The 25,158-nt window shown below is 58.1% G+C and carries 20 protein-coding genes; 11 read left to right on the forward strand and 9 right to left on the reverse strand.

Annotation, left to right across the window (positions count from 1 at the left end; all coding sequences use genetic code 11):
- Positions 1-81 precede the first annotated feature (81 nt).
- Positions 82-7,380 (reverse strand): autotransporter outer membrane beta-barrel domain-containing protein, encoded by a 7,299-nt coding sequence (locus BUB54_RS20325; protein ID WP_048878014.1) that lies wholly within the window; start codon positions 7,378-7,380, stop codon positions 82-84.
- 80 nt (positions 7,381-7,460) lie between these two features.
- Positions 7,461-7,601, reverse strand: a complete 141-nt coding sequence (locus BUB54_RS20850) for a hypothetical protein (protein WP_175556515.1) — start codon at positions 7,599-7,601, stop codon at positions 7,461-7,463.
- A gap of 1,316 nt (positions 7,602-8,917) precedes the next feature.
- Between BUB54_RS20850 and BUB54_RS13440 the strand changes: the two genes are divergently transcribed.
- Positions 8,918-10,036 carry a fumarylacetoacetate hydrolase family protein gene (locus BUB54_RS13440; RefSeq protein ID WP_048878013.1) on the forward strand — a complete coding sequence of 373 codons (1,119 nt, stop codon included), beginning with the start codon at positions 8,918-8,920 and terminating at the stop codon, positions 10,034-10,036.
- A 271-nt stretch (positions 10,037-10,307) separates the two neighbouring features.
- On the opposite strand, the gene BUB54_RS13445 is transcribed toward BUB54_RS13440, so the two are convergent.
- Both BUB54_RS13445 and BUB54_RS13450 read right to left on the reverse strand, forming a co-directional pair.
- Positions 10,308-11,600 carry an NAD(P)/FAD-dependent oxidoreductase gene (locus tag BUB54_RS13445; RefSeq protein ID WP_048878012.1) on the reverse strand — a complete coding sequence of 431 codons (1,293 nt, stop codon included), beginning with the start codon at positions 11,598-11,600 and terminating at the stop codon, positions 10,308-10,310.
- Between the two features lie 101 nt (positions 11,601-11,701).
- Positions 11,702-12,904 (reverse strand): MFS transporter, encoded by a 1,203-nt coding sequence (locus BUB54_RS13450; RefSeq protein WP_048878011.1) that lies wholly within the window; start codon positions 12,902-12,904, stop codon positions 11,702-11,704.
- Positions 12,905-13,038: 134 nt separating this feature from the next.
- On the opposite strand from BUB54_RS13450, the gene BUB54_RS13455 reads away from it, so the two are divergent.
- The 3 genes from BUB54_RS13455 to BUB54_RS13465 all read left to right on the forward strand — a co-directional run bounded on the left by BUB54_RS13455 (position 13,039) and on the right by BUB54_RS13465 (position 16,830).
- The gene (locus BUB54_RS13455) at positions 13,039-13,827 is read left to right on the forward strand and encodes an AraC family transcriptional regulator (protein ID WP_048878010.1); all 789 of its coding nucleotides are present in this window, start codon (positions 13,039-13,041) and stop codon (positions 13,825-13,827) included.
- A 462-nt stretch (positions 13,828-14,289) separates the two neighbouring features.
- The gene (locus tag BUB54_RS13460; RefSeq protein WP_048878009.1) at positions 14,290-16,074 is read left to right on the forward strand and encodes a sulfatase-like hydrolase/transferase; all 1,785 of its coding nucleotides are present in this window, start codon (positions 14,290-14,292) and stop codon (positions 16,072-16,074) included.
- A 450-nt stretch (positions 16,075-16,524) separates the two neighbouring features.
- The gene (locus BUB54_RS13465; RefSeq protein ID WP_264797922.1) at positions 16,525-16,830 is read left to right on the forward strand and encodes a DUF2867 domain-containing protein; all 306 of its coding nucleotides are present in this window, start codon (positions 16,525-16,527) and stop codon (positions 16,828-16,830) included.
- A 39-nt stretch (positions 16,831-16,869) separates the two neighbouring features.
- Here BUB54_RS13465 and BUB54_RS13470 read toward each other — a convergent pair whose 3' ends face one another.
- Positions 16,870-17,814, reverse strand: a complete 945-nt coding sequence (locus BUB54_RS13470; RefSeq protein WP_048878008.1) for a GlxA family transcriptional regulator — start codon at positions 17,812-17,814, stop codon at positions 16,870-16,872.
- 79 nt (positions 17,815-17,893) lie between these two features.
- Here BUB54_RS13470 and BUB54_RS13475 point away from each other — a divergent pair, with 79 nt between their 5' ends.
- On the forward strand, positions 17,894-18,577 hold the full coding sequence (locus BUB54_RS13475) for a DJ-1/PfpI family protein (RefSeq protein ID WP_048878007.1): 684 nt from the start codon (positions 17,894-17,896) through the stop codon (positions 18,575-18,577).
- A 27-nt stretch (positions 18,578-18,604) separates the two neighbouring features.
- Positions 18,605-19,348 (forward strand): glucose 1-dehydrogenase, encoded by a 744-nt coding sequence (locus BUB54_RS13480; protein ID WP_048878006.1) that lies wholly within the window; start codon positions 18,605-18,607, stop codon positions 19,346-19,348.
- A gap of 43 nt (positions 19,349-19,391) precedes the next feature.
- Here BUB54_RS13480 and BUB54_RS13485 read toward each other — a convergent pair whose 3' ends face one another.
- The 4 genes from BUB54_RS13485 to BUB54_RS13500 form a co-directional block, all read right to left on the reverse strand.
- On the reverse strand, positions 19,392-20,813 hold the full coding sequence (locus BUB54_RS13485; RefSeq protein ID WP_048878005.1) for a DHA2 family efflux MFS transporter permease subunit: 1,422 nt from the start codon (positions 20,811-20,813) through the stop codon (positions 19,392-19,394).
- 3 nt (positions 20,814-20,816) lie between these two features.
- Entirely contained in the window at positions 20,817-21,146 is a 330-nt protein-coding gene (locus tag BUB54_RS13490; protein WP_048878004.1) for a hypothetical protein, read from the reverse strand.
- A gap of 68 nt (positions 21,147-21,214) precedes the next feature.
- On the reverse strand, positions 21,215-21,661 hold the full coding sequence (locus BUB54_RS13495) for a MarR family winged helix-turn-helix transcriptional regulator (RefSeq protein ID WP_048878003.1): 447 nt from the start codon (positions 21,659-21,661) through the stop codon (positions 21,215-21,217).
- A 77-nt stretch (positions 21,662-21,738) separates the two neighbouring features.
- Complete coding sequence (locus tag BUB54_RS13500; protein ID WP_048878002.1) at positions 21,739-22,437, reverse strand: DJ-1/PfpI family protein; 699 nt, start codon at positions 22,435-22,437, stop codon at positions 21,739-21,741.
- A gap of 81 nt (positions 22,438-22,518) precedes the next feature.
- On the opposite strand from BUB54_RS13500, the gene BUB54_RS13505 reads away from it, so the two are divergent.
- The 5 genes from BUB54_RS13505 to BUB54_RS22100 all read left to right on the forward strand — a co-directional run.
- Positions 22,519-23,508 carry a GlxA family transcriptional regulator gene (locus BUB54_RS13505; RefSeq protein WP_048878043.1) on the forward strand — a complete coding sequence of 330 codons (990 nt, stop codon included), beginning with the start codon at positions 22,519-22,521 and terminating at the stop codon, positions 23,506-23,508.
- A gap of 347 nt (positions 23,509-23,855) precedes the next feature.
- The gene (locus BUB54_RS13510) at positions 23,856-24,170 is read left to right on the forward strand and encodes a DUF302 domain-containing protein (protein ID WP_241869329.1); all 315 of its coding nucleotides are present in this window, start codon (positions 23,856-23,858) and stop codon (positions 24,168-24,170) included.
- A gap of 230 nt (positions 24,171-24,400) precedes the next feature.
- Positions 24,401-24,670, forward strand: coding sequence for a cupredoxin domain-containing protein (locus BUB54_RS13515; RefSeq protein WP_139284907.1), 270 nt, complete (start codon positions 24,401-24,403; stop codon positions 24,668-24,670).
- Between the two features lie 9 nt (positions 24,671-24,679).
- Positions 24,680-24,874: a hypothetical protein gene (locus BUB54_RS13520; RefSeq protein WP_048877999.1), complete on the forward strand. Its 195-nt coding sequence runs from the start codon at positions 24,680-24,682 to the stop codon at positions 24,872-24,874.
- Between the two features lie 39 nt (positions 24,875-24,913).
- Positions 24,914-25,158, forward strand: a 245-nt coding sequence (locus BUB54_RS22100) for a helix-turn-helix domain-containing protein (RefSeq protein ID WP_139284782.1), incomplete at its 3' end; no start/stop codon positions are given.

Consider the following 25,158-nt stretch of genomic DNA (forward strand, 5'->3'; position numbering starts at 1 on the left):
GTTAGATTTCTACGCGGCTATGGCCGTAACCACAAGCTCTACTTCAGCCGCCGACAGACAACGTCCATCTCCGTGTTATGCTTAGAAAGTGGCGTGCAATGCAATGTCTCCTGCATTGACGCTTGTATGCTTGGAGAAAGCTCCATTATATTCAGCGCGCAAACTGTAGCGCCCCATTTTCACAAGCTGCAGTCCCACCCCAATCCGCGCTGTGGCAGTGTCCATCGCCACAGTTGTATTAAAATCGGGAGTCCCTGCTGGCGCGGCGATAAAGCCATAGGACTGCGTCCAACTATCGCTGGATTGCAAACTTACCCCCGTAAGGAAGCTCAAACGCAATTCCATCCCATGACGCAGCGTAAAGCTCTTTCCAAACTCTACAGATGGGGTTGCAACGAAAATGCCCTGACTGCTGCCATTAGATTTTGTTACATCAACGGAAGAGCCGCTTTCAGTATAACCCGGCATGTTGATATAAAGTCCATCCAACGTCAGCCGCGGTCGAATATAGGCACTACCAAAGCCAAACATATACGCCGCACCAGTCCGCACACCAACGGCATCAATCGCTGGAGAGCCTTTAACTATCGACTGCTCCCCAGGCAAATTAATGACACGCGATGTGGTATAGGCGCCCCCTGAACCGAACAGGCCACCCATAAACGACCAGTCCCCCACCTCATCGCGCAAGCCAACGCCACCGTAACCTGCTTGGCCAGAGCCTTTTAGTGTGTTGCCCTGCGCACTCAACCAGCTGTTTTGGTAAGCGAGTGCCGCATCCAGGTATAGATTGTGCGAGAGACGCGTCTCTCCACCGATCGCATAAGTACTCTGATTCAGCGCGAACCGGGCGGCACCATAGCTGCTCGATTGGCTCGTTAAGTTGCCGCTCAGCGTAAACCAAGCGCACCGTCCATTTGATAAGGCGAGATAGTCGCCCCCATTTCGATCGCAGCCATCCAAATCGCCAGCGAAATCTTCTAAATTGCTTACCTCGCGTGAGGCATAATCTACTGCGGCCTCCGGGGCGAGGTTCGCGAGTGCGCCTGTATAACTCCCAATACTACCCTGCGCCAGATTGTCGAGAGCACCATATAATGTACCAAAGGACGCATTTCCCCCAGCCTCCCAACTCGAGAACAAGGCGCGCGCGATGGAGCTTTGAAGCGCGCTGAGCTTAACCCCAGAAGGATCGAAATCAGCTGAAACATTGGTCAGCAGGTATTGCGTTTCATTGCCCCCTATCGAAGCATCCGACGAAGCCGCGGTCTTGGTGATTTCATACCCAAACAAAGGCGAAGAGCCTGCGCTCAGTCGGCCACTTACCGTTCCATCTACAGTCATGATCGGCACACTCACCCAGGGGAGCACACTCTGCGCTACTGGTTCAACAATCCCAGCGAGTTGGGCATTGCCCGTCACCAGGAGCATATCCGCCTTTCTAGTATCGAATTGCACATTCGGCGCATAGACACCACTTGCCGTCTGCTGGAAATCACCCGCAACCGAGACAGCTTCATAATTATTCGCCAGCAGCGGGGCGATCCGCCCAGCATTAACAAAGTTGCCGCTAAGCGAGCCGCTCGAAATCCAAAGACCACCCGCTTCGTTAGTGAAAGTGCCCAGTGTAGAGTTCTTGTCCTTTAACGTTACCGTCCCGATGACTGTCCCGTAATTCTGTACATTAGTGATACCATACCCTGTAGACACAATGGCTTGTTTGGAAGCCGATCTAACCAAGCCCGACGAACCGATGGTGACATTATTGGTCGAATAATCACTATCCACCCATATTCCGCGCCCCTGCGTGCCGGATCCGCCCGAAAGGCTGCCGTTAACCGTAATGGCAACGCCGGCACTATTGCCAAGCCCGCTGCCGTTTTGCCCGATTGATTGCGCAAATATGCCGACGGCATTGACCCCTGACGCATTAATCGTGCCATTATCGAACACCGTTACCAGACCGCCAGTGCCGCTCGACCCAGTGGCACCGGTGGTGCCGGCGATTTCCGAAACGCCGTCATTGCCGGATTCCAAGCCGCCACCCGCCCCAACGCTTTGTGCGAAGATGCCATAAGCGCTGGCGCCCGTGGTGATAACCGAGGTGCCGCCGGTATTAACAGTTACATCACCGCCGTTGCCGGTCGTGACGTAGCCGCTCCCATTTGCCGCACTCGCCTCATAAAGCAGCGTTGAGCCAGAAGCGAAGCCCGCGATACCGCCACCGCCACCCACCGACTGGGCGAAGATCGCGTGGCTGCCATCGCCGGTGGTCTTAATAATACCATCGCCGACCTGGATGCTGACGGCGCCGCCATTCGCGACTGTCCCGTTCCCTCCGCCGAGTTGATAGACGCTGCGCGCACCGAGTTGAGTAAACGCGACCCCGCCGCCGCCGCCAATACTTTGCGCCAGAATGCCATAAGCGCTGGCGCCGCCGGTGCTGATAGTCGCATAGGCGCCGGTCGAGACAAAGCTGACCGCACCGCCATCGCCGGCCGTGCCCGTGCCGCCGTCACGCAGCTTAATGTTCGTCGAAATCGGCAGAATGCCTGGGGTCAGAGTAAAGCCATCCCCGGCTTCACCACCGCCGCCGCCGACTGATTGCAGGAACACTGCATGCGCGACGTCGCCCGCCGTTGCGATCGTGCTGGGGCTAGAACTGGGCTGCCCGCTCGTCGGCGGTGATATTGTCAGCATGACGCTGCCACCATTGCCACCGGCGGAGCCGCCCGCCGATCCGGAAGCGCCGAGCGAAAAATAGCCGCTGGCATCTGTCTCCGCGGAGCCCGCCGTGCCGCCCCCGCGGCCCACGCTCTGCGCGAACACGCCATAGGCGGCATAGCCCTGTGTGGTCAGACTCGAATTTCCGAGGAAGAGGCTGACGGCGCCGCCGGCGCCGCCATCGCCCCCGCTGGCACCGAGAGCGAAATTAGCGTTGATCTTCATGAAGCTGCCAAGACCGGACGAACCGCCCGCGACCGCACCGCCGCCAATACCGCCGCCGCCGCCGATCGATTGCGCCAGAATCGCGTCCGCATAGTCGCCCTTGGTCGTAACCGAACTGCCCGTGAACGTCGTACTCACCGAACCGCCCACGCCGCCGCTGCCGCCACTGCCGCCGACCGAGATGTTGAGATTAAGCGAGGGGTAGAAATTGTTCAACGCGCTGACCGCCGCGCTGGTCCAGCCGCTGCCACCCTGCACCGCCTTGACAACATCGCTAAGGTAGCCGCCGAGTGCGTTAGCGAATTTCTTGCCTGCTTTCAGCTGTGAAATGCCGCAACACGACGACTCAACGATATTTGGATCGTCGGACGAGCCCGTGGAACCAGCAGAGCCGCCAATACCGCCGCCGCCGCCGACACTTTGCGCGACAATACCATCTGCGGCCTGGCCATTGGTGATGATGGTAGTGCCATCCAAGATGAGGACGACCTGTCCGCCACTTCCCCCGCCAGTACCGCTGGTACCCAGCGTGAGCGTGGCGCCTGAGGTGAGCTGACCTACTCCACCGACATCCTGACCGTTGAGGACCTGGTTTACTGCGCTGAGCGACGGCAGGCCAAGCTGGTACGAACTGCCCGAGGACGTGCCGCCGCCACCGCCAATGGACTGTCCCTCGATGCCATAGGCGGAATCGCCGAATGTTTCGATAGCGGTTCCCGCATAGGAGGACAAGCCAGCATAGCCGCCATTACCACCGCTGCTACCTGCCGCGCCAAGTGTTACCCCCAGCGTCAGTGCGGTGGAGGAACTGGTGCCATTCTGCGTCGACCCGCTGCCTTCCCCCGCATTGCCGCCGCCACCACCAATCGATTGCAGGAGTACGCCGTCGGCATTGTCGCCAAGTGTCACGATCTGCGCCGGCGCGTTCTGGGAATTCGGATCGACACCGCTCATATTGCCACCCAGATTCACTAGGGCCGACCCGCCATTGCCGCTGGCGCCGCCACTACCACCGAGCGAAACCTCTAAATCTAGGTTATAATTGGTCACGCCGGTCACCTTGGAAGCTGTCTTGAAGCCAAAGGCGGTCGATTGCGCGGAAGAATCCCCACCATCGCCGCCACCGCCGCCAATGGACTGCGCCATCACTGCATGGGCGCCGTTGCCATAGGTCAGGATGCTGTCGCCACTGGATAAGTTGACTGCTGCGCTCCCCCCATTGCCGCCGGCCCCGCCGCTGCCACCTTGCGACCAGGTACCCGAGACCGCGAAGCCGACCAGAGATTCGGTCGTGGGAAGGGTGAGATCCTGGACGAAAGCCTTGGCCAGGGACGAGCCGCCTATGCCGCCGCCGCCGCCGACACTGAGCGCCAAGACACCATAGGAATCGGTCGCAAGCGGCACCATCACGCTATTGTCAGATAGCGTTGTCGGGTCAATCGCGTTCTGCACGCTGCTCGCGGTGACGATGCGGGTCTGACCGAGATTGACGGTGGCATTTCCGCCATTGCCGCCATCTCCGCCTTTGCCGCCGACGGCAAGCGAAACGCCAAGACCAGCGCTGACGCTAACCGAATAGGCCGCCCCGCCGACACCACCGCCGCCACCGGCCGATTCGGCCGCGACACCGGTCGAATTCCCGCCGGATGTTTGTTCGGACAGGCTATTGCCGTTTACCGTGGCTGCACCACCCGCTCCGCCGCTGCCGCCGCTGCCGCCGATCGTCAGGCTGACAATGCCGGAATAGGAGGTCACATCGCTGGCCTTTCCGCCACCACCACCGATCGATTGCGCCACGACGCCAGCCCCGAGGTCCCCCGTAGTGTTGACACTGCCGCCAGCATCGATGGTCACATTGCCACCGCCACCGCCACCACCGCCGGCGCCGCCGACCGCGACAATGTTGTCTGCCGAGCCGCCGATACCCCCGCCGCCGCCGATCGACTGGTCGAGAATCCCAAACGAATCATAGCCGGAGGTGGTGATGATCCCATTGCTGGATACCTCGGCCGCGCCAGCGTTCGCAGCAAAGGAGGCTGAGCCGCCGATACCAGAATTGGCAAAATCCAAATTGCCACCATCACCGCCTCCGCCGGAGATCGATTGCGCGAGCAGCGCGGTCGAGTCTGAGCCGCTGGTCGCGATCGACGCACCCGCTAAATTCTGCGCGGTGACAAGACCGACCGCCCCAGCCGTGGCACCCGTGCCGCCCTCGGCGAAAATGCCACCCGCCGTACCACCGGCGCCGCCGCCGCCGGACTGCGCCTGCGCGAGCAGGCCCGGTGAATCGGCGCCCTGGGTGGTGATGCTACCGCCATTGCTGGCCTGCACCGCAGTCAACACGCCGTTCAACTGGGAGCCCGCCTGACCGCCAGTGCCGCCCGGCCCGCCCTGACTCGAAATAATATTCGAACTTGTGTTGCCGTTGCCCCCGGCGCCGCTGAGGCTGACCGCGGTGAAGCCTGGCGAACTATTCCCAGCGGTAGAGATCGAAGCGCCACTCTCGAGTGTGGCGGTGACAAGGCCGCTAGTGCCACCATTGCCGCCGGGCCGCGGGCTGCCGGTCATATTCGCACTTCCGGTGCCGCCATTGCCACCGGCACCGCCATCGGATTCCGCCACGACGCCCGGCGACTTGCTACCGGTAGTCGTGATACCGGTGCCTGACTGGATGTCGACCGTCACATCGCCACCCGCCCCGGCATTTCCGCCGCCGCCAGCGTCGCCCGAATTGCCGTCACGGTTGCCACCCCCGCCGCCATTGCCACCCGTAGAGAAGGCGACGATCCCGGAAGACAGACTGCCCGTGGTCAAGACACTACTGCCCGCGAGATTGACTATGACATCGCCAGCATTGCCGCCGGCGCCTCCATTCCCGGCGTCGTGGCCGAAAGTGCCCTCATAGGTCGCCCCATCACCACCAGCGCCGCCCTGTGCCGCAGCAACGATCCCGGGGGACTCTATGCCCGCGGTATTAACCGCGGCACCGCTGGAAAGCTCCACCTGCACATCATAGGTGCCGCCGCCACTGCCGCCATCCGCCTCGTACCCGCCAACAGGCGTGGACTGGCCCGTGTCTGAATTGCAGCAGACCGTCATATAATTGCCATCGCCCCCGGCGCCGCCGATGTTGCGCGCTTCGATGCCTGCCATGTTGTTGCCATAAGTCCCAACCGATGCACCTTGGTCGCTGACGCCGGTGATTTCGCTACTTAAGGCCGAATCGTTGCTCGTATTCGCCCCTGCGGTACCGCCGGCGCCAGCCGTCACCCCTCCGCCATCGACCTGCCCGCCCGCCCCGCCCTGCGACAGCGCCGCAACGGCCGCCCCCGTCAACGGCGGAATGATACCTTCGTTCGGCAGACCGCTCCCGGTGTTCAGCGCGGACACATACACATCGCCGGAGGCGATCAGGCTAACGCTCGCCTGTCCGCTAGAGCCGCCGGGACCGCCATTCTGCCCCTTCTCGGCCCGGTTCGCGTTTTTTCCGCCAATGGAGGAGGCCAAAAGGCCGTACAGAGTAGCCGAACTGGGCGCGCCGTTGTTCTGCCAACTCCAATACAGGGTGACCGGCTGAGTGTTATAGATACTGGCAGGGCCACCGGCCCCGCCAATGCGCTCGGCAGCCGCCGCACTTTCACCGCCCGCTCCACCTTGCGACAGCGCTTCAAGCGCGACCCCGCCTGAATCTCCACTGGCCTGCGAGATATTCGTCCCGATCGTCACCGGGGCATAATTCTCAAGCTGCACCACACCGCCATAACCGCCCGAACCGCCGCTGGCGCCACTACCGCCATTACCGCCGAGACCGTTGGCCTCTAGCGCGGTGACACCCTTGGGAAATTCGCCGGTTAGCGTAACCGGCTGGTAATTGCCCACATACACATTGCCGAGCGCACTACCGCCGTTGCCGCCGTTATAATTATCGTTGCCCTGGGTGTAGTTACCGCCATTGCCGCCAATCGACTGCGCCAGCAACCCATATTCCCAGACCGCCAGATCGGCCGACCCTGTGAGGTTAAGCGCGCCGTTGCTGAGGAGGCCCGTACTCTCATATCCTGCGGCCGTCCCGGTACCCGCATTGCCGGAACTCGAATTGGCGCCATTGACGCCGCGAGATATGAAATTGAGGCCGTAATCGCCCGCGCTGGATGCCTGGATATTGAATGTGCCTTGGTCGCTGACCAAAAGGGCGCCCGCGCTCTCCGTCAACGGCTCGGTATACGTGCCCGCCGGCACTGTGCATCCGTAGCCGCCGCCGCTCTGGCTGCAGGAAGGGCTGGCGCTTTGCGCCATGGCACCACCGCCCGAAAAAACCGCCCCCAAAAGTGCCAGCGCGCCGATCAGCCTCTTTCTTGGCCATACGCCCCGCCCCCGCCGGGCGCCAAGACTTGAACTGGACTTGTGTGTGTCGTTCGGGCGCACGGTCATGTCTCCAGGGGCCACATGGCGGCCAATGTGAGGTTCTGGCTGGAAGTTAGCGCGCTGGCGGACGCTGCGGTTGCACGGCGTTAAAGACGCTGGCATGTGCGTCCGAAACCGAGAACAGCCGCGACACGGTCATCTGCGTCGGCCGCGACCTCGGCAACACCCAGGGCACCGCCAGTACCCAGTCTCATCTCTCGCACGCCACGTTGTATCGAACCGCTCATTGCCTTTTAGCCAATGTTAACGTGGTAGCAGTGCCGGATGCCGCCGCACGCGGCAATGTAAATTCGATGAACAAGGCAGATTCCCCGATGAACCCGGCGAGAGCGAAAATACTACGCGGACGGATTGCGCATCGGCGATTTGATATCGTAAACTCTACTGCGGCCGGCGGGAGGACCAGCCTGAGTTCTCCATTGACCAGCAGATATACGTAATCATATCAGACGCTTTAAGACCGCAGCCAATACACGCGCATCATGATGCACCCCATGCGTTGCAAGATTGTGCTGCCTTCCTGTTAGGTGGACTGCTTGTACATCTGATCCAAATGACGTTCCACAACTCTGACAGCTGGTCAGAATGACACTGCCGGCAAGGCCGGACGAACTATCACAGATAGAGTAGCTTTAGGGGTCCGTTTTTACAAACGGAAATAATGACTTTGGCACCGCGTACGTAAATGACGGCGTAGCAGTTACGTGTGTCATAGGCACCTTCCGCGCTCACAGTTTTAATCGGCTCCTCACTGTGAATGTTTGCCCGAAGGTCTCTCTGGGAGTGTAGGACAACGCCTACTTCGTTGGTTATAACCTTAATCGCCCGAATATACTGCATATAGGTATCGAGTCTTAGATGAACCTTCTACCATCGACGGCGATAGGACGCGCGGTGCTTTCGGGTTTTCCATTCGCCTTCTCCTACTATCTTGATAGCAGTGTTGTCGACCAGCAGATGCAGTCCGCCCAAATTCACGCGGCCAGCCAACGCCCCCGCCGCTTTAATGACGCATTATAGGAACGCCAATTCGTCGTACGGTAATTCGGTTTTATAGGCTTGGGCATAACAAACAGCTACGCCTTTAAAAACAAATAGGGATTCCTAACCAACTACCAAATTTATGCAACAAGGCCACTTTCATCCCACCATTCAAACGTTGGCAATCGTGGTATAGACAATGCGGTGACCACTCTCAGGCCCCCTCCCCCCGACCTTGCATCCATCGGCCATGACGAAGACTTCCAACCTGATGATATGAAGCCCCAGAATGTGCGCAGAGCCTATATCACACAAACCCAAACGATATAAATTTTATTATGATACATGAGAATATTGGCATTTGACGACAGCAAATCACTCGATTTAATTATAATCTGAATTCAAAGACAATTAAATGTTCTTTTATAGGAATAGTTATGTGAGGATTTTCTATCTGAGCAATTTGGAAAGGCACATTGACTAAATACAAATGGTAGAGCTTTCACGTAATTCCCGCAGATACGTCTGTTGAAATGAAACCTTATTAGTTTGGATTCATAACATGTTTAACGAGACAAGTATCACAAAAATTTTGCCTTCTGATTGGAGGAAAGGTCTGTTTCTTGGGCGCATCCAGACTGCCGACGGCCCCTCTCCTATCCTTGTACAAGATGGAATGGCCTATGACCTAAGCAAAACTGCACCGACAACGTCAGAATTGGCCAATCTGATACCTATTAATGCTAAAGCAAATACGCTGCTTGGGCCTCTCGAAGCTTTGGAGTTTCCTCTTCTTTCGCCCGTTGATTTACAATGCATCAAAGCTTGTGGGGTTACGTTTGCTTCATCGGCATTGGAACGCGTAATTGAAGAAGCCTCACGAGGCAATGCAGGAAATGCTTTAAAAGTGCGTGAGCGCATAGAAGCACAAATCAGCAGTTCATTACGAAAGGTTGTGCCAGGATCCACCGAAGCCCAAGCACTAAAGGAAATATTGATTGAAAATCATTTGTGGTCACAATATCTCGAAGTCGCCATTGGTCCCTATGCTGAAGTGTTTACCAAGGCGCCTGTTCTGTCTACGGTAGGCCCGCATGCCGAGGTCGGTATCCGATCTGATTCAAAATGGAATAACCCAGAGCCAGAAATTGTATTGGTTATTAATGCTCGCGGCGAAGCCATTGGTGCCACTCTAGGAAATGATGTAAATTTAAGAGACCTCGAAGGCCGCAGCGCCTTGCTTCTAGGTAAGGCCAAAGACAACAATGCATCTTGCGCTATAGGTCCGCTTATTCGTTTATTTGACGATGATTTTACGCTTTCTCACATACGTGAATCCGAAGTTGATTTGCTCATTGAAGGCAAAGACGGTTTTCGCTTGGAAGGAAAGTCCAACATGTCGGATATAAGCCGCGAACCCTTGGATCTTGTTAGCCAAACGTTAAGTGAACACCAGTATCCTGATGGCTTTGCCTTATTTCTTGGGACGATGTTTACACCTGTAAAAGATAGAGACGTTAAAGGCGAAGGATTCACACATAAAGTTGGAGATGTTGTAAAAATTTCGAATTCATATCTCGGGGTGCTAAGCAATACCGTTACCACTTCTGCTAATGCCAAACCGTGGACAATTGGCATCGCGGAGTTTTACAAAAACTTGTCATTACGCGGATTAATTTAAGGAGTGATCACAAGGAAAGCTGACTTGGCTTGTTGCTGAAGAACTCCGTTTCTCGGCGATGGGTCAATATTTTTCGCCATTATGGAAGCTAAACTCCCTGCGCAGGCGAACTGACCTATCCGCTAGTTGGCCCTCGATCACAAGCTTAACTTACTTTTCACCAAACTGGCAGAATTCACTGCGGAGTTTCTTTTTGCCCCTACACTCGTTTAACTAATCCAGAGTTTTTTGTTCGATTTCCTTTGATCTGTCTCAGCAGATAAAGGTCCTCCTAAAACCGCTCAAGCTGAAATGCGGCCGGATCAACCACAGGCTCGTCTCCGGTCACGATATCGGCCATCAGCCGCCCCGCGCCTGGAGCGATGCCGAATCCGTGACCTGAGAAGCCGGTGGCAATGTAGAAGCCAGGTTGGGTTTCGACATTTGAAATTACTGGAATGGAGTCGGGCGTTCCATCAATGAAGCCTGCCCAGCTTTGCGCTACTTTTGCACCTGCGAAGATCGGCAAATCCTTTACCAGATGCTTCATCGCCAAACGCAAGCCACCCATCTGCGGGGCCGGATCGAGGATGCGTTCTTGCTCAAACGGCGTGGTGAGACTCGAGAGATAATCGCGCTCCTGTTTCCATTCCCTTAGGAATTGTCTGGAGATGTGCGGGCGTAGATAATTTCTCTCGGAAAAAAACTCCGGCATGAATTTGGGAAAAAGGCGAAAAACATCCGGCGTGATCTCCGGGCTGGAGATCCAACCATTGGCGATGGTATAGCCGCCATCCAGCCGCTTACGAAAAGCGTACTGATGCGCAGATGCGGAAAACTCTGGTCCGTCCAGCTTTTCCGTGCGCAACACGGAGGAACGTACCTTCAGTTGTGGCAGCGCCACGCCATGCTTGCGGCAGAAGAGACGCGACCAGGCACCACCCGCCAGCACCACTTTCGGGCAAGCGATGCGGCCATGCTCGGTCTCCACCGCGGTGATAAAGCGGCCGTCGCGCACCAGCCCGCGTACAGCACAATTTTGCAGAATCACCACCCCTATGGCCTGGGCGGCGCGAGCCATGGCGGGTGCCGCAAGTTGCGGTTCAGCCCGCGCATCGCTGGCTGTGTAGAGCGCACCCACAAAGCGACGCCTGCTGCCGGGCAGCAAGGCGGCGGAAGCTGCGGTATCCAGCATTGTGGAGGCAGCGCCCAGGGGAACTGCCTTGGCTGCCCATTTCGTACGCTCGCGCTGTTCTTTCTGGTTGGTATTGAGATAAGCAATGCCGCAGACGCGGAAACCGGTTTCCTCGCCGGTGAGGTCATTCATCCGATGCCAGAGTTTCTGTGCCTCGAACATCAAGGGCAGTTCCCGCACATCGCGCCCCTGCACGCGTATCCAGCCCCAGTTGCGGCTGGATTGCTCGGCGGCAATACAACCTTTCTCGCACAACACGACCTTCGCCCCCTTCTGCGCCAAACTCCATGCCGTGCAGACGCCGATAATGCCCCCGCCGATTACCACCACATCCGCCATGACAGGGGCAACCGCGAATCGCGTGTCTACAATGCTGATTTCAGGACCCATGAGGGGTGTCTCCGTCTAGCTGGCATTAAGGTCAAGGGGATTAACGTTAACGGCGGTTGGTTATCAAATAACAACAATCATCTCGGCTTAATTTGAAAAGTTCATAGCGATTCTCTACCAAAATTCGGCAGGAAGGCAGCTGTGAGACCAATCAATGGCAGGAAAGAGCAAACATGGTAAACAAACCCGATACTGGTATGGTCGGCTAAAACCCCCAGTACCGCTGCGCCCAAGCCGCCCATACCAAATGCCAACCCGAAGAATAACCCAGACACTGTCCCGACCCGGCCGGGCAGCAGCTCTTGTGCATAAACCACTATGGCGGCAAAGGCAGACGATAGCACTAGCCCAATAATGACGCTTAGCCCAATGGTCGCGCTCAGCCCCACATAAGGCAACGCCAGCGTAAAGGGCAACACACCCGCGATTGAACCCCAAATCACGCGCTTACGGCCGATTCGGTCACCAACGGGACCACCAATCACAGTACCTGCCGCCGAAGCCGCCATGAAGATGAACAAATCAACCTGCGCGGCCTGCACGCCCAAATGAAAGCGCTGGATGAGGTAGAAAATATAGTAGCTAGTGAAACTGGCAAGGTAGAAGAACTTCGAAAAGATCAGCGCCACCAGAACCGCGAGCGAGAGTGTGACCCGGCGGGTAGAGAGCCCCAAAGGCGCCGTTCCGACGTTACGTGCCGGGCGCTTGGCATGGCCATTGGCTTGATACCAACGGCCGAGCAGCGAAAGGATTGCCATGCCCAGCACGGCCGCGAAGCCAAACCAGGCGATGCTCGCACGCCCGCGCGGCAGCACAAAGAATGCCGCCAGCAGCGGCCCCAGTGCCTGCCCGAAATTACCACCAACCTGAAACACCGATTGGGCCAAACCATGCCGCCCACCCGAGGCCAGCCGCGCAATGCGTGAGGATTCTGGGTGGAAAATAGACGAGCCCGTCCCCAGTAGCGCAGCTCCTGCGAGCAACACGGTATAGCTTGGCGCCAGCGCAAGAGTGACCAATCCGAGCAGCGTGAACATCATGCCTATAGGTAACGAGAATGGTTGCGGGCGGCGGTCGGTGTAAAGGCCGATAAGCGGCTGCAGTAGCGAGGCCGTGACCTGATAGGTCAACGTCAGGATACCAATCTGCCCAAAATTCAAATCAAACCCTCCCTTAAGGATAGGGTAAACAGCTGGTAACAGCGACTGCAGCATGTCGTTTAATAAATGACAAAAGCTGATGGCTCCCAGCACTGGCGCGGCGGTGCCTGACGCGCGCGAAGGCGCCGTTATCGTTTGCGTCATATCTTAACTACATTCCCCTGCCGCATCCGTGTTTACAGTTGGATCGGCCTCTTGCGTGTGACTAAAGGCTAGAATAGCTATGGGCCAGACCGGCCTACCACCGCAAATAGGCCGAATATTTACGAGAGTGGGCCATGGTCCGGAATAGCAGGGTCGAGTTTTTCGATGACATACAGCGCCCACTCATCGCACTAGGCAATGATTTCCCAAGCGGCCACAAAGTACTGCCGCATAGCCATCGGCGCCACCAATTGCTTTATGGCGCGTCGGGCACTGTGGTCGTGGGCACGGTGGCTGGCACCTGGATGATCCCACCTCAGCACGGCATGTGGATCCCCAGCGGCGTAGTGCATGATGTGCTGATGCGCGGTGATGTCGCCACTCATAGTCTCTATCTTGAACCTAACGCGCTCGACGGCGTACCTAAGACATGTCAGGTGGTTAGCATTTCCCCGTTCATGCGCAATCTGATGATGGAAGCGGTCGACCTGCCAGTCGAATACGATCCCGAAAGCCGCGCAGGCGCGCTGATGACGCTTATCCAGCACGAGCTGCGCCAGTTGCCGGAAAGACCACTGGCCCTGCCCTTGCCTATTCATGCCGGACTAATGGCGCGCTGCCAAACGTTCCTCACCCAGCCAACCCCCCATGAACATATTGACGCCTGGAGCGCCGATCTTGGCTTGAGTCGGCGCGCCTTCACCCGACTGTTTCGATCCGAAACGGGCTTGAGCTTTGTTGCTTGGCGTCAACAAGCTTGCTTACTTACCGCCCTACCCCGCTTGATTGCTGGCGAGCCAGTGACGCTGGTTGCACTTGATCTTGGCTACGACAATCCTGCTGCCTTCACCGCCATGTTCAAGCGTACCCTTGGGCTATCACCACGTCATTACTTCAAGCAATACGCCCATCCAGGCGGATAAACTTGGCTAAACAAGCTGGAATGCCATCCCACTTGAACAACTCGTGGGAAAACATTCGCCTAGATATTGTAAGAAATACGTCGCCTCTCGGTCCCACCCAGATATAGGGAGGCGGCACAACTCATGCGCCAGCCAAGAAAATCTAGCGCCACGCTCTTCAGAGGCTGGTCTAAGCGTGCACAGGTGTGAAGCTAAGTAGCGCATCTGGCGAAAATGGGCATTCCATCGTTGCTCCAAATCATTGGGTACAACCGCCTGATTGGGGTTGCAGGAATGCTGTTTGTAAGTGGCTTGTATCCATGACATCATGATGAGATAGCTGCAAAAAAGCACAGTCGGCAATGAAGGTTCAGCCGAAAACAACATGTCTTTACATCCACAACTAGCTCGAATTCGTAACATAATGCTTGCCCCTATGCCGCGCGCTCCATACGATGCCGCCAGGGTCAAGGAGGCTTTTTAATGCAGGAAAGAAACGACAAAAACGCACCTCAGAGCGGCGTTGGCCGCCGCACTGTGCTCGGTAGCCTCGGTGCGGGTCTGGGGGCTGTTGGTCTTGCCGGGCGGCCCGTCGGCGCTGCGGTGCCAGAGCTTACTCCAAAGCCCGCCGCGCCTTCGGCGCCGTTTCCGGCCAGCCGCAGCGCGCCGCTTGGCCGCCCCTATAATATGATACTTATCACAACCGATGAAGAAGCCTATCATCTGCGCCCAGCTGACGGGTACAGCACACCAGCGCGCGCCGAATTACAGCGCCGGGGAACAAGTTTCCTCAATCACTATATCGCCTCGGCCATGTGCACGCCCTCACGCGGTGTCATGTATTCTGGCCAACCACCCCAGATAAACGGAGTGTTTGACCAGATGGAGACGGGCTATGTGCCGAGCCTACGCACAGACCGACCGAGCATCGGCACTGTGTTTCGCGAACTTGGCTACCATACCGCCTATTTCGGTAAATTCGAGCTGCGGCGCAGCATCGTCGCGCCTAACCCGGACATAAATTACAGCAGCGCGCTCAGCGCCTATGGTTTTGATAGTTTCTCGCCGGACGGCGACAAGATCGGTACACCCGACCAAGGGTACGATACGGACATCTTCACCGCAGGCGAAGCGATCCGCTGGATGCGCACGCATGGCCAAGCACTGAACGCGCAGAATATTCCTTGGCTACTAGTGGTGAGTTTTGTTTCGCCACACGACATCATGTATGCTGATGTCAACCAGCCTGGCCAGAATGTGCAAACCTCGCAAACCGGCGGGACGCTTACCCCACCGCCAGCCGATGGCATATTCGCGACACGCTGGACCTTCCCGCCCTCACCCAGCGCGCTAGAGCCGCTGGACAAGCCCGGCCGTCCTCCCGCCCAACTTGCCTATAATAAAGGCTGGTCGGCTTGGCTTGGGCAGATTCCGCCGGGAGAGAGCGCGATGTGGAACGATTATTATAATTTCTACCTCAACCTCATACGCGACAATGACAACACGCTGCAGACCGTGCTCGACACCCTCTCAGCGCTGGATCTATGGCCTACGACGGCTGTTGTGCGCACAGCGCACCATGGCGAGCTAGGCGGCGCACATGGAGGGTTACGCGGCAAAGGGCCGATGCCCTATGAGCAGGAAACGCATGTACCTATGGTCGTGGTCCATCCTGAATATCCCGGCGGCCGCAGTTGCAAGGCAGTGACGAGCCATATTGACTTGATAACGACACTCGCGGGCCTCACCAACGCGCCAGCGTCGCGCCGCACCGCCGCGCTTGCCGGTTTGCCCGGGCTTGATTTCAGTACCCTGCTGAAAAATCCAGAACAAGCTGCCTACACGACCCTGCGCGAAGGGGCGCTATTCAATTATGTCGGACTGTGGACCGTTGATGCCGCCTACATGACGAACACCGCATGGGATCTTAGCAAAGGGCAGACCGTGCCACCCTTCGGCGCTCTGCGACCGTCGCTGACGCCACGCGGCTTTCTCAGCTTCTGCTTTGACGGGCGGTACAAATTTGCCCGCTATTACGCACCGGACAATTTCAACACCCCCACGAGCTTCGGGGCGCTGGTCAAACATAACGATCTTGAGCTCTATGATCTCGCTAATGATCCCGACGAAATGCATAATCTCGCTACCGCTCCGGACGCCAGACGCGACCTCATTATGGCCAATAATGAGCTGTTGAATCGACTGATGGAGCGCGAGGTCGGCGAAAATGATGGCAGCTTCCTCCCCGCGGCGCTGCGGCAAGCATAAGGAGGAACTGCTTGTCCACGGCATGGGTATCTGCGCCTTGGTAAGGTACGGCCGTCAGCCCCCCATGCCCTGCTCTTTTCCGGTAAATTCAAATATGATCCGAACGTTATGGCTGGATAGTTCAGGCGCTCTATGGGGAGGTTCTGGTGCCTGCTCACATTAACACGGCATTCATGTTCGTTAGAAGCACTGCTCCAGGCTTTGCTCGTCCACCTGCTCCAGAAGCCGGACGCGGCATCCGGCTGACGCTTCGCCCTTGCCGAAAAGAGATTGCGGGTGGCAATCGTTGCCATGAACCGCTTTCCGCGCCAATATAGCCGCCGGGTCAGTGGCGCACATCCGTTGCCCGCGTCAGCCTGGCTAGCCTCATGACCAGCCGCTAAGATACAAAGAATAGAATGCTGGACCGGACAATTCTCCTGCCTACGCGATAGCGAGGTTTCCCGTTGGCTGTCCGGCGCTAAATTCTCAGGGCAGTTGCGTCGGCAGGCCGTAGCCACCGAGGCCGAGCACGTCCACTTCTTCCTGGTCATCTCGCAGTCAATGGACGAGATCATACTGGGCGAAGATGACCGGGGCCACGACTTCCGCGTCTCGCTTCTGCTTCGCCAAAAAAGTCATAGCAGCGGCGCCGAACTGATCGCGCTGACCATCGTGATCGGCCTCGGCCTCATGGACAGAGCCTATATCTTCGCACTCACACTCTCTCATTGGCCCGTCATTCGCACCAACCTCGCTGCCACTGCGCGCGACTGAAAGAGATGCAACCTGGCGGATCAAAGCCGGCCTCCCGGCTCAGTCCACTTCCTTTCGCGCGGCTCGGCGGATGGCCTGCGGCGGAACGCCATGGAGCTTGACGAAAGCTCGGCGCATCCGCTCGGGATCGGTGAATCCCACGCCGCGTGCGATTTGCTCGACCGGCTCCGCCCCATCCCGCAGCCGCAGGCGCGCGGCCTCGACGCGCAGACGTTCGACAGCGCGGGCAGGCGTTTCCCCCGTCTCCCGACGGAAGGCACGGCTGAATTGCCGCGGGCTAAGATGCGCGGCCTCGGCCAGACGCTCCACGCCCAGCTGCTCTGACAGATGATCCCGCGCGAAGGCGAGCGCAAGGCGAATGCGATCTGTCGCTGGCTCCATCTCCGACAACGAAGAGAACTGCGACTGTCCTCCCGAGCGCCGATGGTAGACGACAAGTTCGCGCGCGACCCCACGCGCCACCTCGATCCCGTGGTCAGCTTCGATCAGTGCCAGGGCGAGATCTATGCCTGCCGTTATCCCGGCCGAGGTCCAAACGCCACGATCGGCGATGAAGATGTGATCAGCCTCGACCCTGACTGCTGGATACTCCCGCTGCAGCAGATGCGCGACCCTCCAATGCGTTGTCGCCCGGCGCCCCGCCAGCAGCCCTACCTCCGCCAGCAGAAACGCACCGGTGCAGACGCTGGCGATACGTACTGTCTCCTGCGCAAGCGCGCGCACCGCGGCGACCTGGCCGGGCGCCCGCATCGGCGTGATGTCTCCTCCGACGACGATAAGCGTGTCCAGCGCGACTTCTTTTGCTGCACGGCTTTCTACCAGGGCTCCGCCACTGCCGCGCACCAAGCCACCTGCCTGCGACAGGGCCTCCAGTTCATAGAGTGGCCGGCCGGCGATCCTGGCAACCGCCTCGAATGCGCCGAAGGGCCCAGCGAAATCCAGGATCTGGTGGCCTGGGTAGAGAAAGAATCCGATCCTATGCATGATATCCCAAATTAAGGGATATACGTCATTTAAGCCACAAACTTTTTCCGCCACTTTCGTCGGTAAAAGGAGACTTACTATGACACATGTCGTCATCCCCCTCTACGAAGGAGTGACACCGCTCGACTTCACGGGCCCTTATCAACTCCTCCGCGTCTTGCCGGAGATGGATATCACGTTGGCTTCAATCAGCCGGAAAGAAATCGTCGCAGACGGGCTGACTTTCGGCGCGCTCAACGATCTGGAGAGGATAGATTCCTGTGACATCCTCCTCGTTCCCGGCGGCCTCGGCTGCATTGCGGCGCTGGAGACCCCGCGGTTCCTCGCCGCAATCCGGCGTCTCGCTGAAGGCGCAACCTATGTCACCTCGGTCTGCACTGGCTCACTGATCCTCGCCGCAGCTGGGCTGCTGGATGGCCGCCGAGCAGCCTGCCACTGGGCCTTCAGGGGCCTGCTTGCGGCATTCGGGGCGATCCCGGACGCTGGCCGGGTGGTACGCGACGGCAACCGCATTACCGGTGGCGGCGTAACTGCAGGAATCGACTTCGCCCTCTCGCTAATTGCCGAGTTACGCGGGAAAGAGGCCGCGCAGGGCGCTCAGCTTCTGCTGGAATACGCGCCAGAACCACCCTTTGCGGCGGGTTTGCCGGAAACGGCGCCACAGGCCGTCATGGATGCGATCAATGCCCGCCTCTCCAACGCCATTGGCGATGCCGAACGACGCATCGCGATCGTCGCCGAACAGGTGCGGCAAGCCGGCTGATATCTTTGCTTCGAAAGGAATATGAACATGAGACTGAAGGACAAAACCGCCCTCATCACCGGTGGTACCAGCGGCATTGGCCTAGCCACCGCGAAGCTCTTCCTCCGCGAAGGCGCGCGTGTGGCCGTCACCGGGCGCGATACCAGCCGCTTCGAGGCGGTGCGCGCCGAGCTTGGCGAAGAGGCGCTGATCCTGCATGCCGACGTCAGGTCGGTCGCGGATATGCAGGCGGCCAGCAAGGAAGTCGCGAAAGCCTTCGGTGAACTCGATATCTTCTTCGCCAATGCCGGCATCGCCTATGGCACCCCACTCGCCGAGACCGACGAGGCGCGTTACGACGAGATCATGGATATCGACGTCAAGGGCGTCTTCTTCTCCATGCAGACCGTGGCCCCGATCCTCCGTCACGGCGCCTCGGTCATCCTGACCACCTCGTTCATCATCCATGTGGGCCGGCCTGGCCTTTCCCTGCTCTCGGCCGCCAAGGCAGCTGTGCGGTCCCTCGCACGAACCTGGTCTCGCGAATTTATGGATCGAACGATCCGCGTCAACACCATCAGTCCTGGTTTTATCGACACGCCACTGATCGGTCGGCATCGCAGCCCGGAAGAGCTTCAGGCGTTCCGCGACAAAGCCGCTGCGACGGTACCCATCGGACGTATAGGGAAAGCGGAGGACATTGCCGCCGCGGCGCTCTATCTGGCCAGCGACGAGTCCAGCTACGTCGTCGGCGCGAAACTGGTCGTAGATGGCGGTGTCTCGCAGATTTAAGGCTGAGCCATGGTAGCAGGCAAAATGCCCGCAAGCTTCTCCTCTATCTTTCAGCACGCCTGACATCGTCCAAACGGCGCGGCAACCGGCGTGCGGCGAGGAAAACACCGGCCTGGAGCATACAAAGAAGCAGAAAGGCCCAGGCGTAAGCGCTTGTTACCGCCGGGCCGGAACCATGCGCCCCCAGCCTCCAGGCGAGGAGTGTCGCGCAAAGCGTTGTCATGATCGGCCCGCCGAGGCGCTGAGCGATGTTCAGCGAGGTGGTTGCCATGGGCAGATCTTGCTTGGAGATAGCAGCATACGCAGCGGTCATGGATGGCAAGCCGACAGCGCTCATGCCCAAGCCCCGCAGGAACAGCGCGGGGATTAGTATGAACAGGTTGAGCCCGTGGAGCGCCAGATAAAGAAACGCCATCGTGGCTATGAAACCCAGCAGAGCACCGCCCGCCGATAGGGCACGGATGCCAAACCTGTCGGTTAGTGCACCCATCTGCGGATAAGTCACCATCATGCCCAGCCCGAGCGGCGCCAGCATCCAGCCCATCTCGGCGGGCGCGCGGCCGCAAGCCTGAATCAGAAAGGCGGGGATGAGCATTTGCCCCGCGAATTGTATGCCGTTCGAGAGGAACTGCGTTATGACGGCGGCCGAAAACACCCGAATCTTGAACAGCCGCAGATCAACCAACGCCGCATCTCCTTTGCCCCGCGCCGTCCAGAGAAAACATGAAATCATGATGACACCGGAAGCGAGGGTTGCACGACCCGTCATCCGACCGATCTTGTCCGCACCATAGAGGCACAGCGCCAATCCCGGCGAAAGCAATACAAGGCCCAACCAGTCCAGCTTCTTATGAGCGACCTCTTCCCGGTCTCGCGGCAGGAACAGGAACGCCAAAAGAAAAGCGAGCGTCCCAACCGGCAAATTGACCAAAAAGAGCCAGCGCCATGACGCATATTGCAGGATGGCACCGGCAATGATCGGACCAAAGACCGGCGCCAGAAGAACCGGGAGCGCCATGTAACCAGCCACGCGCGCCATATGTCTGCCAGCCGCCTTGGCGATCATCATCTGTGCCATAGGGGCAAGTAGCCCGCCGCTGATGCCCTGAAAAACGCGGAACGCGATCAAGGCATCCGCTGACCAAGCCAACCCGCACAGCGCCGAGGACAAGGTGAAGCCCGCAAAACACCAAAGGTAAAGCGATTTCGCACCGATGCGGCCAACCAGCCATCCATTCAGCGGCAGTGCCAGGGCTAATGCCAAAAGATAGCCGCTGGTGACCCACTGAATGATTGAGAAACTTGCGTGCAGATCTGCTGCCAGACTCGACAGGGACACATTGACGATGGTGGCATCGAGTTGCGCCAGCAGACCGCCAAACAAGGCGACGGCGGCAATTCTCCATACCGAAGGATCGAGTTGCGTATCCTTCGCGACGTCTTCCGAGGCCGGGCCTTGGGGCATACGTTATGAATGCTTCGGCGAATGGCCACCGTGGAAACGCCCGAATGTGCGGGCGGAAAACAGGCCGATCAGCAGAACGCCCGCGCCGGCGGCGATGACCTGATCGGCGGCATGCAGATTGAAATTGCCGACGCGAATAAGGAGCAGATAAGCCAAGACAAGGTTCGCAAATCCCCAAAGGACATTGACGGTGGAAGAGGAAAGCCCCTGCCCCGGCGGCTTGGCGAACGGGCTTTGAAACGCCTGCCCCATCGTGCCGCTGACAAAATGCGGAACGGCATTGGCGAGAAAAACCCCGCCGAACAGATAAGATACGTCATGAAGCCAATTCATGATTAAGGGCTCCCTTTCAAAAGATGAATTTCAGCCGCCATATTGGGGTTGGGACTCTGCGCAGTTGCCTATTCCGCCTCACCCAGACGCTTGATCAGCACGACCGCGGACATAAGCGTCTCTCGCTCTGAGGGGGAGAGTTTGGCCATGGCTTCGAGCAGCCATTTCTGTTTCGCGGCACTGCGCCGATGCCGCGCCTGAATGCCGGCCTCCGTCAAAGCGAACAGAATCTGCCGGCCATCGGTTGGATGCGGATGGCGCGATACCAGCCCCTCACCTTCCAATTCCGCGAGAGTGGCACCCATGGATTGCGGCTTAACCCCCTCTGCCCGCGCGAGGTCGGCTGTCGTCATCGGGCCGGCTTTATCGAGCCGTGCCAGCACCATGGTCTGGGACCATGTCAGCCCGTCCGGATTGGTATCGGCACGCAGGCGCCGCAAGAGTTGGCCCACCGCCAGCGAAAGCTCGGTGACGGCCGTTTCAAGAGACGTTGGCATGTCGTAGGACCGATCCATGTCTAACGTCATACAACACAGCAGTTAAACTTGCAAGTTTAGCTGCTGTGTTTCAAGCGAAATGAACTAACACTCCTTCAAGCCCGCCCCGCACCCAAACGTCTCGCAGCCTCGCGGACTTCTGCTTCGCGGCGGGGCTGAACATACGCCATCTGGCCCCGAAACGCGGCGAGGCTGCTGGCCGGAGCAGTCTCCGGGCGCCCAGCATCGAACGGCGGCGCAGGCGCATATTCGAGGCCAAGCTGAACGGTCTGCGCCAGTTCCACGCCGCCGATCTCGGCCAGCACAGCCAATGCGAAATCGATACCAGCCGTTACGCCGCCACCGGTCATAATATTGCCATCACGCACCACCCTCCCGTCATCGGGGACCGCGCCGAACAACGGCAAAAGATACCTCCAAGCCCAGTGACAGGCGGCGCGTCGGCCAGCCAACAAACCAGCGGCGCCGAGGATCAACGAGCCGGTACAAACCGAGGTGATATAGCGCGCTGCCAGTCCCAGACGCCGGACCTCGGCAATGAAGGCCGTATCCAGCGCCACTGCGGTCGCGCTGGCGCCGCCTGGTACGCAGATCAGATCGCACGCGCCAATATCCGCCAGTCGCTTGGTTCCCGCAAAGATCAGCCCTTCGCTCAGCACGTCGCCCCCGGCGGGGCTGGCGATGATCACCTCGCTGCCCGGCAGGCGTGAAAGAAACTGGTGCGGCCCTGTGAAATCGAGGTGCGTCATACCGGGATAGATGGCGAAAACGATGCGGAAAGGGTGTTCGGTCATGGATGACTCCTGATGCTGACGACAGCATGCCCGAGCCGGTCAATTGACTAAATGACAATGATCCCTCATTTTCTGCCTCCGATGAAAAATATCGCAATCTTTTTGTTCGAGGATTTCCAGATCCTCGATGCTACCGGTCCAATCGCTGCTTTCGAGATTGCCGAAAGGATCGCACCCGGTTCCTACCATTTAAAGGTTCTCTCGATGGAAGGCGGAACGGTCCGTAGCTCGTCCGGTATCACCATCGACAGCGCCATAGCCGACAGTTCGCAATCTTTGGACACGCTGATTGTGGTTGGCGGCAAGGGCAGCCGTCAAGCAATGCACGATCATGAGAGTACCGCATATCTGCGTGCCCGCGCCGAGAATACGCGGCGTCTCTGCAGTGTCTGTTCCGGTGCTTTTCTGTTAGCCGCAGCAGGGTTACTTGAGGGCAAACGAGCAACGACCCACTGGCATCGGTCGGAGGAATTGCAGCGCCTCTTTCCGGCAATACGGGTTGAAGCAGACCGCATCCATATTCGTGATGGCACAATCTGGACATCTGCTGGAATCAGCGCCGGGATCGATTTGGCGTTGGCGTTAACCGCAGAGGATCTGGGAGAAGCGATCGCAAAGCGCGTTGCGCAACAGATGGTCGTTTATTATCGCAGGCCCGGCGGGCAGTCGCAATTTTCCGCGTTGGCTGAACTGGGTAGCGATGCGACGTCCTTCTCCTCCCTATTTGAGTACATGCGTACCCATCTTTCCGAGCGCCTGACCGTGGAGCAGCTTGCGGCACACATCGCAATGAGCCCTCGCAACTTTGCCCGTGCCTTTGTACGCGAGGTGGGTATCAGCCCGGCGAAGGCAGTAGAGCGGTTAAGGCTGGAAGTTGCCCGCGAACGCGTCGAAACCTCCCGCGAGCCAATCGAACAAATCGCTTCATCGACCGGTTTTAATGACCCTGAACGGATGCGCCGGGCATTTGTCCGCCATTTTGGTCAACCACCGCAGGCACTGCGCCGCGTTTACGCGCAACCAAATACCGCCGGTTCTCTACGGTCCAAACAGCATCCTTTTATCAAATAGCCTCCCGATTGGTCGTTCCGAATCGCTTGGCGGAAGCACTCCGCCTTCAAGCGCTCCTGCCAAGCATAAAAGGGCTGCACGCCGAAGTCCTGACTAGCCATTCATCGGCTGCTTCTTGTAAGGCTCTGCACCCTTCTGGTCATCTCTGAGCAGAGATATTTATCCCTCAATTAGCCCTTCAGATTGGTTTGGTTTGGCGTACAACTCAAGAATTTTTGAAATAAAATCTGCAGACCAAGACGGAAGGAAAAATACCCAAGCCCTATCACTTTTCGGTCAGCGTACAGAAGCCCTTCGAAGAGGTTATTGACCAAACAAAATTGGTTTTGAAACGACATGGTTTTGGCGTGCTCACAACCATCGACGTGCAGGCGAGGCTGAAAGAAAAACTAGGCGTGGAGTTCAGGCCATATCTGATTCTGGGGGCCTGCAATCCGCAAATGGCCTACAAGGCATTACAGGCCGAAGATAAAATTGGCACAATGCTGCCTTGTAATGTCATCATACAAGACAGCGGAGACGGTGTGATTGAGATATCAGCCGTTGATCCCGTAGCTTCAATGAAAGCCATTCAGAATCCTGCGCTTTGTGAGGTCGCACAATACGTGCGAGGCCAACTGAAGGCCGTGATCGCAGATATAGCCCCGACAGCAAAGGTTTGAACCTCATACGCTCGCACGAGCTCGACGCCACTGGTTTGACATCTGTCAATATTAAACCAGCTTGGTCATTGCCTATTAGGAATATGTCCAAAGATCTGCTTCCACTTTTCGGCTTTCAGCTGTAGCGGCCGCCTTGCTTTCTGCTGGAGTAGCCTTTGCCCGGCCCGGGCTGGGGACCAGGATACAGCATGGGTCCCGGCATGATGGGTGGTAGAATGATGGGCGGGGTCATGGGTAATTATCCCATCACGCCAGGCTGGGGAGGTAAGGTTCTCGATTATGCCGCGGCGCAAAGCTACATCCGATACGGCGAGACCCATGGTAAGGCGGATTCCAAGGCCAACAGTGTCACTTTCACGGGTAGTGACGCGGTAATTAATCTCGTCGCTGTCCAGCCTGAATTTGAAGATCAGACATTTGAGCTGTACGGCCTTACCACCCTCGCAATCATCGTGCCGCTTAGGGCCAAAGTTCCATTTAATCTCCTCAACATGGATTAAGGCAACAACATGGAGCACACGACAGTGATTACCACGACGCCACCGCCTTACCCCTATATGGCCATGATGTATCTTGGGCAGCCGCAAGTGCCACCCATGCCAGAACTCCCCTGGCGTAGCCATAACGACATAAAATCCGCGCACTACGCGGCGCTGGGAGAAAACCTTATTGCCAGCGCACCTAGTGTCCTGATCGGAAAGTAGTCTACATTCTGGCTAAACCTTAAACTTGGGGAGGCTAGGATGTCGAAGGGTCGTGCGGTTGCTGTCATGTTGGATGATGCTGAGGAAGCTGCCCTGACGGCTCTGATCCGCAAGCATGGAGCGCCACAGTCGCTGGCATTACGTGCCCGCATCGTGCTTGCCGCGGCGGACGGTCTAACCAACAAGGATATTGCGACGAAGCTGAATGTCTGCGCCCATACCGCTGGCGTGTGGCGCAATCGGTTTGCTCGCGATGGTCTGGATGGGCTGTACGATGAGCCCCG

It is taken from the genome of Acidocella aminolytica 101 = DSM 11237 (genome assembly GCF_900129125.1).
Taxonomy (GTDB): Bacteria; Pseudomonadota; Alphaproteobacteria; order Acetobacterales; family Acetobacteraceae; genus Acidocella; species Acidocella aminolytica.

Excerpts from the sequence above, each read along its gene's own strand:
- BUB54_RS13490 (WP_048878004.1), bottom strand. The coding sequence starts at position 21,146 with ATGAATTGGCTTCATGACGTATCTTATCTGTTCGGCGGGGTTTTTCTC.
- BUB54_RS13515 (WP_139284907.1), top strand. The coding sequence starts at position 24,401 with ATGGGTAATTATCCCATCACGCCAGGCTGGGGAGGTAAGGTTCTCGAT.
- BUB54_RS13500 (WP_048878002.1), bottom strand. The coding sequence starts at position 22,437 with ATGACCGAACACCCTTTCCGCATCGTTTTCGCCATCTATCCCGGTATG.
- BUB54_RS13445 (WP_048878012.1), bottom strand. The coding sequence starts at position 11,600 with ATGGGTCCTGAAATCAGCATTGTAGACACGCGATTCGCGGTTGCCCCT.
- BUB54_RS13520 (WP_048877999.1), top strand. The coding sequence starts at position 24,680 with ATGGAGCACACGACAGTGATTACCACGACGCCACCGCCTTACCCCTAT.
- BUB54_RS13455 (WP_048878010.1), top strand. The coding sequence starts at position 13,039 with ATGGTCCGGAATAGCAGGGTCGAGTTTTTCGATGACATACAGCGCCCA.
- BUB54_RS13470 (WP_048878008.1), bottom strand. The coding sequence starts at position 17,814 with ATGCATAGGATCGGATTCTTTCTCTACCCAGGCCACCAGATCCTGGAT.
- BUB54_RS13495 (WP_048878003.1), bottom strand. The coding sequence starts at position 21,661 with ATGGATCGGTCCTACGACATGCCAACGTCTCTTGAAACGGCCGTCACC.
- BUB54_RS13505 (WP_048878043.1), top strand. The coding sequence starts at position 22,519 with ATGAAAAATATCGCAATCTTTTTGTTCGAGGATTTCCAGATCCTCGAT.
- BUB54_RS13475 (WP_048878007.1), top strand. The coding sequence starts at position 17,894 with ATGACACATGTCGTCATCCCCCTCTACGAAGGAGTGACACCGCTCGAC.
- BUB54_RS13480 (WP_048878006.1), top strand. The coding sequence starts at position 18,605 with ATGAGACTGAAGGACAAAACCGCCCTCATCACCGGTGGTACCAGCGGC.
- BUB54_RS13450 (WP_048878011.1), bottom strand. The coding sequence starts at position 12,904 with ATGACGCAAACGATAACGGCGCCTTCGCGCGCGTCAGGCACCGCCGCG.
- BUB54_RS13440 (WP_048878013.1), top strand. The coding sequence starts at position 8,918 with ATGTTTAACGAGACAAGTATCACAAAAATTTTGCCTTCTGATTGGAGG.
- BUB54_RS13460 (WP_048878009.1), top strand. The coding sequence starts at position 14,290 with ATGCAGGAAAGAAACGACAAAAACGCACCTCAGAGCGGCGTTGGCCGC.
- BUB54_RS13485 (WP_048878005.1), bottom strand. The coding sequence starts at position 20,813 with ATGCCCCAAGGCCCGGCCTCGGAAGACGTCGCGAAGGATACGCAACTC.
- BUB54_RS20325 (WP_048878014.1), bottom strand. The coding sequence starts at position 7,380 with ATGACCGTGCGCCCGAACGACACACACAAGTCCAGTTCAAGTCTTGGC.
- BUB54_RS20850 (WP_175556515.1), bottom strand. The coding sequence starts at position 7,601 with ATGAGCGGTTCGATACAACGTGGCGTGCGAGAGATGAGACTGGGTACT.